Source organism: Aeromonas finlandensis, from assembly GCF_000764645.1.
GTDB lineage: Bacteria > Pseudomonadota > Gammaproteobacteria > Enterobacterales > Aeromonadaceae > Aeromonas > Aeromonas finlandensis.
In genome coordinates this window covers 1-14,505 of the sequence record NZ_JRGK01000307.1, presented here as the reverse complement: position 1 = coordinate 14,505, position 14,505 = coordinate 1, and the positions used below count along the sequence as shown (strand labels likewise).

Sequence of the window (14,505 nt, the reverse complement as noted above, 5' to 3'; positions counted from 1 at the left end):
GCTTCGGCCCGATAGGCCAGCTGGATATCCTGCGCCAGATCCTGAATCGTTCGGCTGCCTACCGACTTGCCGAAGTAGTTGGTGGCGATCTCCGGCAGCTGATGCGCCTCATCAAACACATAGACTTGCGCTTCTGGCACCAACTCGCCAAATCCGGTGTCTTTCACCGCCATATCGGCGAAGAAGAGGTGATGGTTGATCACCACCACCTGGGCATCCATGGCGCGGCGACGGGCTACCACCAGATGACAGTCATCGTAATAGGGGCAGTCGCGACCGAGGCAGTTGTCGTTGGTGCTGGTGACGTGGGCGAGGATCTCGGCATTCTCTTGCAGCCCCGGAATATCCCCCACATCGCCGTTATCGGTGGCGGTGGACCAGGATTTGACCTTCACCAGATCGTTCAGAATTTCAGGCTTTTGCAGATGGGATTCGCTCAAGAGCCGGTTCATCCGCTCGATGCAGAGATAGTTGCTGCGCCCCTTGAGCAGGGCCACTGGCGGGGTATAGGAGAGCGCGCCGGTAATGGTCGGGAGATCCCGATAGAAGAGCTGCTCCTGCAGGTTTTTGGAGCCGGTGCTGATCACCACCCGCTTGCCGGACTCCAGCGCAGGCACCAGATAGGCGTAGGTCTTGCCGGTACCGGTCCCCGCCTCCACCAGCAGACGGCCACCACTTTTGATGGCGCGCGCAACCGCCTCGGCCATCTCCAGTTGGGGAGCGCGGGCTTTGAAACCGTCGATATGGCTGGCCAGAGGGCCATCTGGCTTGAACAGGGTCTGGATGGTCAAAAGGGCGTCCCGCAGCAAAAGCGGCCATTATGCCAAAAGCGCGGCAAAAGCGGGACAGATAATCTGCCTAGACGAACAGATCGATCTGATGCTCGGGATCCGGCTTGTGATCGTCCTCTTCCGCCTTTGGCTGATCACGCTTGGCGGGCGTGCTATACGCCTGTTGGCGCTGCTGGGAGTCACTGTTGTCAGTGCTGGTCTTGCGCAGCTGATGCTTTTTGCTGATCTGGTTCACTTCCCGCTTGATCTCTTCGCTGCCGGGCGCGGCGGGAGCCCGGGGCAAAATGGGGAACAACAGGTCCTGGCTGGGCATGATGACGACTCCTGCAGGGGTTATTGTCTAGTTATCGACCAAAAAACCGTTTTCTCCACTTTAATCGATCAAATCACAATTTCGGGTTGCATTTTCTGTCAAGGCAGGTAGTTTAAATCAGGCGTCAATTACGACATCTTATTTTGTAAAGGATTGATTACATGAAGTTCACCACCCTGAAGACTCATCACCACCATCATCATCCCGACTAGTCTTTCAGGAGGTTGACTGCTGGAAGACACTTAACTGGTGACTTCCAAAAGGACCGCAAGATTCATAAACCCTCGGAAGCACACACTTCCGAGGGTTTTTTCGTTTTTGACTAGAAGGAAATCGAGCAAATGGAAACACAACGTCTGCGTATCGCCATGCAAAAGTCCGGTCGTCTGAGCCAGGACTCCCAAGCCCTGTTCAAGAGCTGCGGCCTGAAAATCAACCTGCGCGAGCAGCGCCTTATCGCCCATGTCGAGAACATGCCCATCGATATCCTGCGGGTACGCGATGACGATATCCCGGGTCTGGTGATGGAAGGGGTGGTCGACCTTGGCATCATCGGCGAGAACGTTTTGGAAGAGGTCCAGCTTATTCGCGCCTCACAGGGCCTGCCCTTCGAGGTCAAAACCCTCAAGCAGCTCGATTTTGGTGGCTGCCGCCTCTCGCTGGCGGTGCCGGAAGATGTGACCTACACAGGGCCACAGAGCCTTGCTGGCAAGCGCATCGCCACCTCCTATCCGGGGCTGCTCAAGCGCTTCTTTGATGAAAAGGGTCTTGGCTTCAAGAGTGTGATGCTGGGTGGCTCGGTGGAAGTGGCGCCGCGCGCGGGTCTGGCCGATGCCATCTGCGATCTGGTCTCCACCGGCGCGACCCTGGAAGCCAATGGCCTGAAAGAGGTGGAGGTGATCTACCGCTCCAAAGCGGTGCTGGTACAGGCCCCCAACCCCTTGTCCGATGCCAAGCAGAAGCTCATCGACAAACTGCTGCCCCGCATTCAGGGGATGCAGCAGGCGCGCGAGAGCAAGTACATCATGCTGCACGCCCCCAAGGACAAGCTCGATGCCATCACCGATCTGCTGCCGGGTGCCGAGCGCCCCACCATCATGCAGCTGGCCGGTGACACCAATCAGGTGGCCCTGCACGTCGTCTCCAGCGAGACCCTGTTCTGGGAGACCATGGAGCAGCTCAAGGCGCTGGGTGCCAGCTCCATTCTGGTGCTGCCCATCGAAAAAATGATGGAATAAGGAAGGGATATCATGCAGACCCTGATCTGGAAGACCCTCTCCCCGGCCCAGCAAGCCGACGTGCTGACCCGGCCCGCCCTCAATGACGAGGCCGATATCGGCGCCGTGGTCAAAGAGATCATCGCAGCGGTGCGCAGCCGTGGCGATGAGGCTCTGCGCGAGCTGAGCCTGCGCTTCGAGCGCGCCCCCCGTGAGCAGTTGCGCGTCAGCGAAGCCGAAATCGAGGCAGCCTGCGCACGACTGGATGACGAGATAAAAAGCGCCATCGAAGCGGCGATTGCCAATATTCGCACCTTCCACGCCGCACAAGTGCAGCCGGTGGTGCGGGTGGAAACCCAGCCCGGGGTGGTGTGCGAGCTGCGCACCCAGCCCATCAGCCGGGTCGGCCTCTATGTGCCGGGGGGCAGCGCGCCGCTCCCCTCCACCGTGATGATGTTGGCTATTCCGGCCGCCATAGCCGGTTGCCGTGAAGTGGTGCTCTGCACCCCGTCGCCTGCCAGCGACGAGATCCTGTTTGCCGCCCGCGCCTGCGGGGTCGAGAAGGTGTTCGCCATCGGCGGCGCGCAGGCCATCGCGGCCATGGCTTACGGCACCGAAAGTATTCCCAAGGTGGACAAGATCTTCGGCCCGGGCAACGCCTTTGTGACCGAAGCCAAGGGGCAAGTCTCGACGGATTGGCGCGGCGCCGCCATCGACATGCCCGCTGGACCCTCCGAGGTGCTGGTGATTGCCGACGAGAGCGCCAACCCGGCCTTCGTGGCGGCGGATCTGCTCTCCCAAGCCGAGCATGGCCCCGACAGTCAGGTAGTGCTGGTGACCACCTCGCCGCTGCTGGCCGATGCCATCGCAGGGGAGATCAAGCGCCAGCTGGCCAAACTGAGCCGCCGGGAGATCGCCGCGCAGGCGCTCGGCAGCAGTCTGGTGATCCTCTGTGACGATCTGGCCGAGGCGTGTGCCATCTCCAACGCCTACGCGCCGGAACACCTGATTGTGCAGACCCAAGCGCCTCGTGATCTGTTGGATAAACTGGAGAACGCCGGTTCCATCTTCCTTGGGGCCTGGACCCCCGAGTCGGTCGGCGATTACGCCAGCGGCACCAACCACACCCTGCCAACTTATGGCTATGCCCGTACCTGCTCCAGCCTTGGCCTCGCCGATTATCAGCGCCGCTACACGGTACAGGAGCTGAGCGCCGAAGGCATTCGCGGCCTTGGCCCTATCGTCGAGCGCATCGCCCAGGCCGAGGGGCTCGATGGTCACAAAAATGCCGTCACCCTCAGGTTGAACGCCCTGGCCGCCGCACCCCAACAAACAGCACAGCAGAAGGATTTGTCATGAGCATTGCCAATCTGGCGCGCCGCGTGGTGCGGGCCCTCACCCCTTATCAATCCGCCCGCCGTATCGGCGGCAAGGGCCACGTCTGGCTCAACGCCAACGAGGCGCCGCAGGCCTATCCTTTCACCATCGAGGGGAGCCGCCTCAACCGCTACCCCGAGTGCCAACCGGCCGAGGTGGTGAACGGCTATGCCGCCTACGCCGGGGTCAATCCCGATCAGGTGCTGGTGAGCCGTGGCGCTGACGAGGCCATCGAGCTGCTGATCCGCACCTTCTGCGAAGCGGGTGAAGATCAGATCCTCATCTGCCCGCCCACTTACGGCATGTACGCCATCAGTGCCGAGACCTGCGGCGTTGGCATTGTTGAGCAACCATTAGCCGAGCAGCCGCTGACCGCCAGCCGCCAGCCTGACTGGCCCGCCATCGCTGACCGTCTCTCTGATGTGAAGCTGGTGTTTCTCTGCTCCCCCAACAACCCCACCGGGGATCTGGTGGGTCGCGATGGCCTTATCGCTTTGCTGGAGAAGGCGCGTGATCGCGCCATCGTGGTGGTGGACGAGGCCTATATCGAGTTCTGCCCAGAAGCGTCCGTAGTAGACCTGCTGGCCCGCTTCCCCAATCTGGTGGTGACCCGCACCCTCTCCAAGGCTTTTGCCCTGGCGGGGATCCGCTGCGGCTTTACGCTGGCAAGCCCCGAGGTGATCGCCATGCTGGCCAAGGTGATCGCCCCCTATCCCATCCCCGAGCCCATCGCCCAGATCGCGGCGCAGGCCCTCTCCCCCATGGGACTGGAGCTGATGCGCGAACGAGTGGTAGAGCTCAACAAGCAAAAGGCCGCCTTCAAGGCAGAGCTGGCCAAGCTTGCCTGCGTTAAAGCGGTGTTCGAAGACAAGGGCAACTTCGTGCTGGTGCGCTTTGTGGATGGCGCCGCCATCTTTGCTGCCATGAAGGCCGCCGGCATCATACTGCGGGATTTCTCGACCAAACCCGGCCTTGATAACAGCATTCGCGTCACCATCGGCTATCAGGGCGAGATGGATGCCGTGCTGGCCGTACTGCGTGATCTACCCTCTCCCACTTTGTAAGACAAGGATGTAGCGATGAAGACCCCGTTTTTGTTTATCGACCGCGACGGCACCCTGATTGAAGAGCCGGTGACCGACAAGCAGGTGGATAGCCTCGCCAAGCTGCGCTTCGAGCCCATGGTCATTCCGGTGCTGCGCGAGTTGCAGGCCGCTGGCTACGTGCTGGTGATGGTGACCAATCAGGATGGGCTGGGCACTGCCAGCCTGCCGCTGGAGAACTTCCAGCCCCCCCATGATCTGATGATGCACCTGTTTGAATCGCAAGGGGTGAAGTGGGAACAGGTGCTGATCTGCCCGCACTTTCCCACCGACGGCTGCAGCTGCCGCAAGCCCCACCTCGGGCTGGTGAAGGAGTACCTCGCCTCCGGTCGCATCGACTTTGCCAACTCCTTCGTGATTGGCGATCGCCAGACCGATCTGCAGCTTGCCGAGAACATGGGCATTGGCGGTATTCGCTACCACCCACAGGATCACAACTGGCTCGCCATCCGTGATCAGCTGTTATCCAAGGGGCGCGTAGCCTCGGTGGAGCGTTACACCAAGGAGACCCGCATTCAGGTGGCCGTTGATCTGGACAAAAGCAACGGCAACCAGATTGCCACCGGCATAGGCTTCTTTGATCACATGCTGGATCAGATCGCCACCCACGCCGGTTTCCAGCTCAAGCTGAACGTCAGCGGTGATCTGCATATCGACGATCACCACACGGTGGAAGATGTAGGGCTGGCGCTGGGTCAGGCGCTGCGTCAGGCCCTTGGCAACAAGCGCGGGATCGGTCGTTTCGGCTTTGTGCTGGCGATGGACGAGGTGCAGGCGGTGATCGATGCGCGCCCACTGACCGACCAGGAGGTGAGCACAGCTCTGGATCTCAGCGGTCGCCCCTACTTCGTCTTCGACTGCCCGAGCGGCTTTGGCCGCGACAAGGTGGGCGAGATGGCCACCGAGATGGTGCCCCACTTTTTCCGCTCGCTGTCGGACGCCATGGCCATCACATTGCAGATGAAGGTGGGCAGCGGCAACACCCACCACCAGGTGGAGGCGCTGTTCAAAGGCTTTGGCCGTGCCCTGCGTCAGGCCATTCGGGTGGAAGGGAGCGAGCTTCCCTCCAGCAAGGGAGTGCTGTGATGGATGTGAGCAAACAGAAGCTGGTCATTATCGATACCGGCTGCGCCAATCTGGCCTCGGTCAGAATGGCGTTCGAGCGCCTCGGCGTGCAGCCTCTGGTCTCCAGCCAGGCGGCTGATATCGAGCAGGCGGACAAGCTGATCCTGCCCGGTGTCGGCACTGCGGTGGCCGCCATGAAGAACCTCAATGAGCGCGGGCTGGTGCCCCTTATTCGCGCCGCCAAGCAGCCGCTGCTGGGCTTTTGCCTCGGCATGCAGATGCTGGCGGAGGCCTCCGAAGAGAGCATGGGTACGGATGACTCGTCAGAGCGGCTTATCGAGTGCCTTGGCATAGTGCCGGGCAAGATCCGCCAGATGGAGGTCGGTAATCTGCGCCTGCCCCATATGGGCTGGAACCAGATTGAGCATGACGAGACCCATCCTCTGCTCAAGGGGATCCCGAGCAGCAGCTACTTCTACTTCGTCCACTCCTATGCGCTGGAGGTGACCGAGGCGACGCTGGCGACCTGTGACTACGGCCAGCCGTTTACCGCCATCGTCGGTGGGGTTGCAGAGCACAGCAACTTCTTCGGCGCCCAATTCCACCCGGAGCGCTCAGGCGCAGCCGGTGCCCGCTTGCTGCAAAATTTTCTGGAGCTGTGACTAGCATGATCATTCCCGCAATTGACCTTATCAACGGTCAGGTAGTTCGCCTCTATCAGGGGGACTACGACCAGAAGACTGAATACAGCAGCAGCCCGCAGGCGCGCTTCGATGAATATGTCTCCCAGGGAGCGGTGCAGCTCCATCTGGTGGATCTGGACGGTGCCAAGGATGCCAAGGCTCGCCAACTGCCCCTGCTGACCCAACTGCTGTCGGCCACCGAAGCGCCGGTGCAAGTCGGCGGCGGCGTGCGCACCGAACAGGATGTGGCAGACCTGCTGGCCGCCGGTGCCAGCCGGGTGGTGATTGGCTCCACCGCCGTCAAATCCCCGGATCTGGTGGCCAGCTGGATGGAGAAATATGGCCCCGAGCAGATCGTGCTGGCGCTGGACGTCAACATTGATGCACAGGGCAATCGCCATATCGCGGTGGCAGGCTGGCAGGAGAACAGCGGTGTGACCATCGAGGCGCTGATCGAGCGCTTCCTCCCTGCCGGTCTCAAACATGTGCTCTGCACCGACATCAGCCGTGACGGTACCCTCTCAGGCACCAACGTCGAGCTCTATCGGGATCTTTGCGCCCGCTACCCGAGCGTCGCCTTTCAGGCTTCCGGCGGCATTGGCGGCATCCAAGATATCGAGGCGCTCAAGGGCTCCGGCGTCAAGGGGATCATCCTTGGCCGAGCCCTGCTGGAGGGCAAGTTCTCGGTGGGTGACGCCATCGCCTGCTGGCAAACTCCCGCTGCCGATACCACAGGAGGCAACTGATGCTGGCAAGACGCATTATCCCCTGCCTCGACGTGAAAGATGGCGTGGTGGTCAAGGGGGTGCAGTTTCGCAACCACGAGGTGATGGGCGGCATTGTCGAGCTGGCGCGCCGCTACGCCGAAGAGGGTGCCGACGAGCTGGTGTTCTATGACATCACCGCCTCCAGCGATGCGCGGGTGGTGGACAAGAGCTGGGTGAGCCGGGTAGCGGAGGTGATCGATATCCCCTTCTGCGTCGCCGGTGGCATCAAAAGTGTCGAGGATGCCCGCCAGATCCTCGAATTTGGCGCCGACAAGGTCTCCATCAACTCCCCAGCGCTGGCCGACCCGACCCTGATCAGCCGACTGGCCGAGCGCTTTGGCGTGCAGTGTGTGGTGGTGGGCATTGACTCCTACTTCGACGCCGAAACGGGCCACTATCAGGTCAAACAGTTTACCGGTGACGAGAGCCGCACCCGCACCACCGCCTGGCACACCCTCGACTGGGTGCAGGAGGTGCAAAAGCGCGGCGCGGGCGAAATCGTGCTGAACGTGATGAATCAGGACGGCATGCGTCAGGGTTATGATCTCGACCAGCTCAAGCTGGTGCGCAGCGTCTGCAAGGTGCCGCTGATCGCCTCCGGCGGCGCCGGTGCCATGGAGCACTTTCGCGATGCCTTCACCCTCGCCGATGTGGACGGGGCGCTGGCCGCCTCCGTGTTCCACAAAGGCCTTATCCCCATTCCCGAACTGAAACGCTGGCTGAAAACCGAAGGAGTCGCCATCCGTGAATAACTTCTCTGATAACACACAAACAACCGCCAGCGCGCGCCCCCTTGCCGAGCAGCTCGATTGGGCAAAATGTGATGGCATGATCCCCGCCATCGTCCAGCACGCCGCCAGTGGCGAGGTGCTGATGCAGGGCTTTATGACCCGCGAGGCGCTGGAAAAGACCCAGACCACCGGTCAGGTCACCTTCTTTAGCCGCAGCAAACAGCGGCTCTGGACCAAGGGTGAAAGCTCGGGCAATGTGCTGAAACTCGTCGCCATCAGCACCGACTGCGATCAGGACTCTCTGCTGATTGCCGCCAACCCCGTCGGCCCCACCTGCCACAAGGGCACCAACTCTTGCTTTAGCGGCCACCCGCTGCCACCCCTCGGTTTTCTGGCTGAGCTGGAACAGGTGCTGGCCGCCCGCAAAGGGGCCGATCCGGCCACCAGCTACACCGCCAGCCTCTATGGCAAAGGGACCAAGCGTATCGCCCAGAAAGTGGGTGAAGAAGGCGTAGAAGTGGCGCTGGCCGCCATGGCCAAGGATCGGGAGGAGCTCATCAACGAATCCGCCGATCTGCTCTACCACCTGACCGTGCTGCTGCAAAATGAAGGGCTGGGATTGCAGGATGTGGTGCAGCGGCTTTATGAGCGGCACAATAAATAAGCTGAGAATAAAGCCGGGTTATCCCGGCTTTATTTAATGAATATCCCATTCGACTGGCTACAACCGAACGTTCTCGTGGCTTCGTGCATCACTTGAAATTTGATGCTTGCAGGATGGGATACGCAACAAGATCATGGTAATAGCCTGATAAACATTGGTTTCGAAATTTAGAATCGCTTTCTTGAAATCAAAGCGGCCTTCTCCAGAAAGCCGCAATGAATCAATCTTTAACTATGCTCAGCGCGCTGAGTGTAGTGGAATCTCTGGATCCGGCTCGTGGGTGATCCGGTTTCGCAAGTCGCGGCGAATAATTTCAATCGACCAGAACCAAACCAGATGTCCGACGATCTCGGAAACATGTTCATACCAAGGTAACGCCGCCAGCGGTGGGGTCAAACCCATCAATGGGAATGAAATCATATGCACACATAGTTGAGCCAGAGCCCCAGCCAACAACCCTTGCATTAATTTAATTTTTGGAAAACGCTCTGCAACTATGCAATACCCGACAGCAAAAACAATCGAGAAAACAATATGTGTTACCCCAACCCAGTTAAAGGCATGACCTGCGAAGGTGTAGACTGCAGCATTGGGATCTGCGATGCCCAGCCAGTCACGCAGAAAAACATATGGTGGGTTCAGGAAGTTTCGAGAACAATCAATCTGGTCTGCGGCACGAATCAATGATTCGTTGGAGCAAGCAGCAGTGAATATATCGCTGGGGCTGCGTGGAGGGAGTGGATGCTCAGCACCCCATTTAACAAACGCGGATACAATACCTGCAATGACACCAATGAATGCAGCCAACCCATAGCGTCTACGGGAAACAGGTGTTTGTTCAAAAATACTCATTCAGTTTCCTATTAAATACAATTTCGATATAACAGGAAAAAATAGTATCACCTAATACTGTGGTCGGCAAAAATTAATTCTTGAAATTTGGTGTAGATGGATTCAACCCCATGATATATGCGATCATTTACTCGATTATTGTGTTATCTGTTTTTATTTTTCTTTTACAGAATCATTCATTAACGCTGCAAAGAGGCCCCCCCGGCAATCCAGGGTGAACATGAGATATTCAGCTCCATATACCAAGACTTGATAAACCAGATCTACCCGCCCCCCACTCGGCATTGAGGTTGAGCACATTAAGATTGAGCCCATAGTTGCGTTTCGGGGATGATATCAGGGGCACCGTGAATACAGTTTGATTTAAGAGCTGTTTGTTGCCCTTCTTGCCGCTCGGGCTGACGTATTTGACTGCCGGTCAATTTCTCTGCTGATGGCCCACGATGCAGGGCCGATATAGGGGGAGGAAAGTTATCTGAATAGCCACGGACTCAGCTGATTTCCTTTGACCTCACCAACGATGACAACCGTGTGACATGGCGCAGATCCTGCAGAAATAAAAGCGAAATATGGCTGGATCAGTGCTTAATTTAAAGCAGTTGATGCTCGTTGGTCTTCTCTGTTAAACCAACCCATCGCAGCGACCCAAGGATGGCTAGCCCCATGAAGGATGAACCCTTCTCGACCCGATTGCAGCATGAGCTGGATCACCTCAAATCCATCTTCAACGAGACGGGCGCTTACCTCTTTACCAAGGATCTGGCGGGCCGTTACACCTATGCCAACCAGGCGGTACTGGATCTCTTTGGTTGTAACCTCGCCGAGTTGCAGGGGCAGGATGATCGGGCCTTTTTTGACATCCAATGCTCCGATGCCATCCAGTGCAACGACCGGCTGGTGCTGGAGCAGCAGTTAGCCCTCGCCCAGGAAGAGATCAACTACCTCAAAACCACAGGTGAAAAACGGTTCTACTGGACCGTCAAAAAGCCCATGTATGACAGGGATGGAAACCTGATCGGTCTGTGCGGCATCTCCACCGATATCACCGAACACAAGCTGATCGAGGCGCGGCTGGCGGAGCAGCACCAGTTGCTGGAGATCATCCTCGCCAACGTCGATGCCCATATCTATATGAAAGACAGCCAGCACCGCTTTCTCTACGTCAATCAAAAGGTCTCCGACCTGCTTGGCATCCCTGCCGAGCAGATCATCAACCGGCGCGATGACGAGGTGATCCCGGCCGCCAGCGCGTGCCAGCTCTGGCAGTTGGACAACCGGGTATTCGAGACTGGCGAGCTGCAAGCCGGGGAAGAGTCACTGACCGATAGCGAGGGCAATCAGCACTACTACTGGTCGGTCAAGGTGCCCTTTCTGCTGGGGGATGGCACCCCGACCCTGATTGGCATCTCCTCCGATATCACCGAACTGCACCAGCTCAAAGAGCTGTTGCACCAGCAGTCGGTGCGCGATGGCCTCACCGGCCTCTACAACCGCCGTTTCTTCTTCGAACTGTGCGAGAAGAACCTCAGCCTGGATATGCGCCACCACCTCACCTCGGTGCTGATGGTGCTGGATGTGGATCAGTTCAAGTGCATCAACGATCGCTATGGTCACCCGTTGGGAGACAGGGCGCTGATCCATCTGGGCAAGGTGATGCAGGCGATGCTGCGCAGTGAAGATGTGCTGGCCCGCATCGGCGGCGATGAATTTGCCATTTTGCTGCCCAACACCACCCTCTCGGCAGCCGCATCCCTGGCCGAACGGCTTCGCCAGCACGTGATGCAAAGCCCGGTGCCTCTGCCCGATGGAGATGAGCTGGTCATCACCATCAGCGCCGGACTGGTGGAAAATGGTGAGGGGGAGCTGATGGAGAGCCTCTACGCCCGCGCCGATCAGATGCTCTATCAGGCCAAGCAAACTGGCCGCAACTGCATCTCCTGCGCAAGCTGCTAACTCAGGAGGGGCCCACGGCCCCTCAACGTACATGCCCTCTCGTTACCTGCTGCGATCCCGTCATCCCAGTTGCTTGCGCAGCACAAACTTTTGCACCTTGCCGGTGGAGGTTTTCGGCAACGGGGTGAAGATAATGCGCTTGGGGGCCTTGAAGTGGGCCATCTGCTCCCGGCAAAAAGCGATAAGCTCCGCCTGGGTGGTCTCTCGTCCCTCTTTCAATTTCACGAAGGCGCAGGGCACCTCCCCCCACTTCTCATCGGGCATGGCAATCACCGCCGCTTCATCCACATCGGGATGGCGATAGAGCACATCTTCCACCTCCAGACTGGAGATATTCTCGCCGCCGGAGATGATGATGTCCTTGGATCTGTCCTTGATCTCCACATAGCCATCCGGGTGCCACACCGCCAGATCGCCGCTCCGAAACCACCCCTCCGCCATCGCCTCGGCGCTGGCCGCAGGATTTTTCAGATAGCCCTTCATCACCACATTGCCCCGCAGCACTATCTCCCCCATGGTTTTGCCATCTTTGGCCACCGGCTCGCCGGTGACCGGATGGACCACCCGCATCTCCCCCTGCAGCGGTGACGCGACCCCTTGGCGCGCCTTGAGGCGGGAGAGCGCCGTGGCGTCCTGCCCTTGCCAGCTTCTTTGCGGTTCGCACAACACGCAAGGACCATAGGTTTCGGTCAGGCCATAGACGTGGGTCACGGCGATCCCCATCGCCTCCATCCCGGCGATCACGGTCGCGGGCGGCGCAGCCCCGGCGGTCATCACCTTGATGGGGTGATCCAGCCCCCGCTTGAGCTCCGGATCGGCATTGTTGAGCATATTGAGCACGATGGGCGCTGCGCAGAAGTGGCTCACCTTGTGCTCGTGCAGCGCGTCATAAATGGCGGCAGCTTGCACATGGCGCAGGCAGACGCTCACCCCGGCGGTGGCCGCCAGCGTCCAGGGGAAACACCAGCCGTTGCAGTGAAACATCGGCAATGTCCAGAGATAGACGGGATGTTTGGGCAGCTCCCAGGAGAGCACATTGTTGATGGCGTTGAGGTGGGCACCGCGATGGTGATAGACCACCCCCTTGGGATTGCCGGTGGTACCGGAGGTGTAGTTGAGCGAAATGGCCTGCCACTCGTCCTCAGGCAACCAGCCTGGTTCATCGCCACGCCCTTGCACAAGGAATTGTTCATAGTCGAGGTCACTGACAAGCTCCCCCTCCCGGTAGAGGGGATCGTCGATGGCGATGACCAGCGGTTGGCGCTCCAGCAGATCCAGCGCCTTGCGCACCACTGGGCCAAACTCCCTGTCCACCAGCACCACCTTGCTCTGGGCATGCTGGAAGATAAAAGCCATCGACTCGGCATCGAGCCGGGTATTGATGGTGTTGAGCACCGCGCCGCTCATGGGCACCCCGAAGTGTGCTTCAAACATCGCCGGGATATTGGGTGCGACGATGGAGACGGTATCCCCCTCCCCGATGCCACGCAGCCGCAGGGCCGAGGCAAGCTGACGGCAACGGCGGGCGGTCTCGCCCCAGCTCTGGCGCAGCGAGCCGTGGATCAGCGCCGGATAGTCGGGATAGACCCGCTCCGCCCGCCCCAAAAAGCTGATGGGGGTCAGGGCCTCGAAATTGGCGGCGGTTTTGGCAAGGTCACGCTCATAGATGTTCTGCACTGTCATCGGGTTCCTTCCTCACTGGTGGCACAAAACGGGCAATTCATGGGACCGACAAGCGACCTGGGCATCCTGCCGTCGCTGGTCTCTTATGGGAATGACAGCCTAGCAGTGAGCCAGTGGCGGCAGGTATTAGCAAAACGTCTTAGAGGAAAAGCGGAAGGCGTGTGCGGGGCGAGTACCGACAAGCGAGCAGCCCCCGCCAATGGCGAAGGCGTTACCTCAATCATCGTTAGTGGCGCACCCGATTTTGCTGACGGAAGCAGTAGAGCTTGAGGCTGATGTCGGCGATATCGGCGGGTAACTCTTCCCCCTGTTCGGCCAAAGGCTGGTAGAGGGATGAGAGCAGCTGTTCGGCCTGCTGCGCCGTGATGATGTTGGCCTGGATGGCCGGGGTGATCCAGCTGGGTAACATTGACATATCTCCCCCTTATTGATCCGGTGAACTCGGGTGACTACGTCCATTTCAGGTCTCACGGGGCTGTCACACTTCCTCTGCCCCAGCAACCCATTCACCCGCTGCCTGCCACCTAACCAAAGCAAAATGCTTGCCGTGATCTCTTATCGGCCAACATCCGATGGGGCTATAGCCATTTATCAACTACTTGGCGCAGCTCACAGGCAACATTCATGACACGTCATGGCAAATAGGTGACTCGCCCAGCGTCAGCGGTTTGCCGCTCTTGCTTTGCACCCGCCGCTTTCATCGCAAAATGCGACTCAAAACGCGCCATATCAGACGAACATACGCAATCATGCGCCGGAAACTGGTCGCTTTTTGCTCGTTGTCGCCAAAGTCAGACACTTTTTCGGGGTGGCTGTTTTTTGACCTTGCCAGCGCCTGTCGCAGAGCCGTTTCCCTCGCCTTGTCCGGCCAACCGGTTGTGACAAGATGGCGCCAGATTGGAACAGCCCGTATGGGTATGCAGGAGAACCATAAAATGAACAGATCCATGATGGCAGGTATCGGTATTGGCATCGCCTCGGCTCTGGCGCTCTCGGCCGCGGCCAGCGGCTCCTTCTTCACCCCGGAGCCCACCTTTGCCGAGGTGATCGCCAGCAAGCCGATCACCGAGACCATCAAGACCCCCCGACAGGAGTGTCGCAACGTCACCGTGACCCACCGCAAGCCGGTACAGGATGAGCACAAGATCCTCGGCACCGTGGTGGGCGCGGCGCTGGGTGGCGTGGTCGGCCACCAGTTTGGCGGCGGCAGCGGCAAGAAGGTGGCCACCGCCGCAGGGGCGGTCGCGGGAGGTTATGCGGGCAATCAGGTGCAGGGCAATATGCAGGCGGGCGATACCTATACCAC

Annotated in this window: 15 protein-coding genes and 1 other annotated feature; of the genes, 10 read left to right on the top strand and 5 right to left on the bottom strand. The window is 59.3% G+C overall.

The genetic code is table 11. The features are described 5' to 3' along the window. Positions 1 to 791 (bottom strand): ATP-dependent DNA helicase (locus tag LD28_RS0119165; RefSeq protein ID WP_033138516.1); only part of this gene is annotated, 791 nt, incomplete at its 3' end. 67 nt (positions 792 to 858) lie between these two features. Beyond that, positions 859 to 1,104, bottom strand: a complete 246-nt coding sequence (locus LD28_RS0119160; protein ID WP_005352171.1) for a hypothetical protein — start codon at positions 1,102 to 1,104, stop codon at positions 859 to 861. Between the two features lie 187 nt (positions 1,105 to 1,291). Further along, positions 1,292 to 1,420 (top strand) — a sequence feature (His leader region). Between the two features lie 25 nt (positions 1,421 to 1,445). Here LD28_RS0119160 and hisG point away from each other — a divergent pair. From hisG to hisIE, 8 genes are read left to right on the top strand one after another with little or no spacing between them, the layout of a single operon-like run. After that, the gene (hisG, locus tag LD28_RS0119155; RefSeq protein WP_005352174.1) at positions 1,446 to 2,342 is read left to right on the top strand and encodes an ATP phosphoribosyltransferase; all 897 of its coding nucleotides are present in this window, start codon (positions 1,446 to 1,448) and stop codon (positions 2,340 to 2,342) included. 12 nt (positions 2,343 to 2,354) lie between these two features. After that, on the top strand, positions 2,355 to 3,680 hold the full coding sequence (gene hisD, locus LD28_RS0119150; protein ID WP_033138515.1) for a histidinol dehydrogenase: 1,326 nt from the start codon (positions 2,355 to 2,357) through the stop codon (positions 3,678 to 3,680). Continuing rightward, complete coding sequence (gene hisC / locus LD28_RS0119145) at positions 3,677 to 4,762, top strand: histidinol-phosphate transaminase (protein WP_033138514.1); 1,086 nt, start codon at positions 3,677 to 3,679, stop codon at positions 4,760 to 4,762. The genes hisD and hisC overlap by 4 nt, the downstream gene beginning before the upstream one ends. 15 nt (positions 4,763 to 4,777) lie before the next feature. Continuing rightward, on the top strand, positions 4,778 to 5,887 hold the full coding sequence (gene hisB, locus LD28_RS0119140) for a bifunctional histidinol-phosphatase/imidazoleglycerol-phosphate dehydratase HisB (protein ID WP_033138513.1): 1,110 nt from the start codon (positions 4,778 to 4,780) through the stop codon (positions 5,885 to 5,887). Further along, positions 5,887 to 6,528 (top strand): imidazole glycerol phosphate synthase subunit HisH, encoded by a 642-nt coding sequence (gene hisH / locus LD28_RS0119135; RefSeq protein WP_033138512.1) that lies wholly within the window; start codon positions 5,887 to 5,889, stop codon positions 6,526 to 6,528. The genes hisB and hisH overlap by 1 nt, the downstream gene beginning before the upstream one ends. A gap of 5 nt (positions 6,529 to 6,533) precedes the next feature. Then, positions 6,534 to 7,295, top strand: a complete 762-nt coding sequence (gene hisA, locus LD28_RS0119130; protein ID WP_033138511.1) for a 1-(5-phosphoribosyl)-5-[(5-phosphoribosylamino)methylideneamino]imidazole-4-carboxamide isomerase — start codon at positions 6,534 to 6,536, stop codon at positions 7,293 to 7,295. Then, positions 7,295 to 8,068 carry an imidazole glycerol phosphate synthase subunit HisF gene (hisF, locus tag LD28_RS0119125; RefSeq protein ID WP_033138510.1) on the top strand — a complete coding sequence of 258 codons (774 nt, stop codon included), beginning with the start codon at positions 7,295 to 7,297 and terminating at the stop codon, positions 8,066 to 8,068. Before hisA ends, hisF begins: the two co-directional genes overlap by 1 nt. Further along, positions 8,061 to 8,711 (top strand): bifunctional phosphoribosyl-AMP cyclohydrolase/phosphoribosyl-ATP diphosphatase HisIE, encoded by a 651-nt coding sequence (hisIE, locus tag LD28_RS0119120; RefSeq protein ID WP_033138509.1) that lies wholly within the window; start codon positions 8,061 to 8,063, stop codon positions 8,709 to 8,711. The genes hisF and hisIE overlap by 8 nt, the downstream gene beginning before the upstream one ends. A gap of 237 nt (positions 8,712 to 8,948) precedes the next feature. Here hisIE and LD28_RS22660 read toward each other — a convergent pair whose 3' ends face one another. After that, entirely contained in the window at positions 8,949 to 9,563 is a 615-nt protein-coding gene (locus tag LD28_RS22660; protein WP_081959629.1) for a YagU family protein, read from the bottom strand. 663 nt (positions 9,564 to 10,226) lie between these two features. Here LD28_RS22660 and LD28_RS0119115 point away from each other — a divergent pair. Further along, entirely contained in the window at positions 10,227 to 11,516 is a 1,290-nt protein-coding gene (locus LD28_RS0119115) for a sensor domain-containing diguanylate cyclase (RefSeq protein WP_033138508.1), read from the top strand. Positions 11,517 to 11,576: 60 nt separating this feature from the next. On the opposite strand, the gene LD28_RS0119110 is transcribed toward LD28_RS0119115, so the two are convergent. Both LD28_RS0119110 and LD28_RS0119105 read right to left on the bottom strand, forming a co-directional pair. After that, entirely contained in the window at positions 11,577 to 13,199 is a 1,623-nt protein-coding gene (locus LD28_RS0119110) for an acyl-CoA synthetase (protein ID WP_033138507.1), read from the bottom strand. 226 nt (positions 13,200 to 13,425) lie between these two features. After that, a complete protein-coding gene (locus LD28_RS0119105; RefSeq protein WP_033138506.1) occupies positions 13,426 to 13,614 on the bottom strand; it encodes a hypothetical protein in 189 nt (62 codons plus the stop codon). Between the two features lie 520 nt (positions 13,615 to 14,134). Between LD28_RS0119105 and LD28_RS0119100 the strand changes: the two genes are divergently transcribed. Further along, positions 14,135 to 14,505, top strand: a 371-nt coding sequence (locus LD28_RS0119100; protein ID WP_033138517.1) for a glycine zipper 2TM domain-containing protein, incomplete at its 3' end; no start/stop codon positions are given.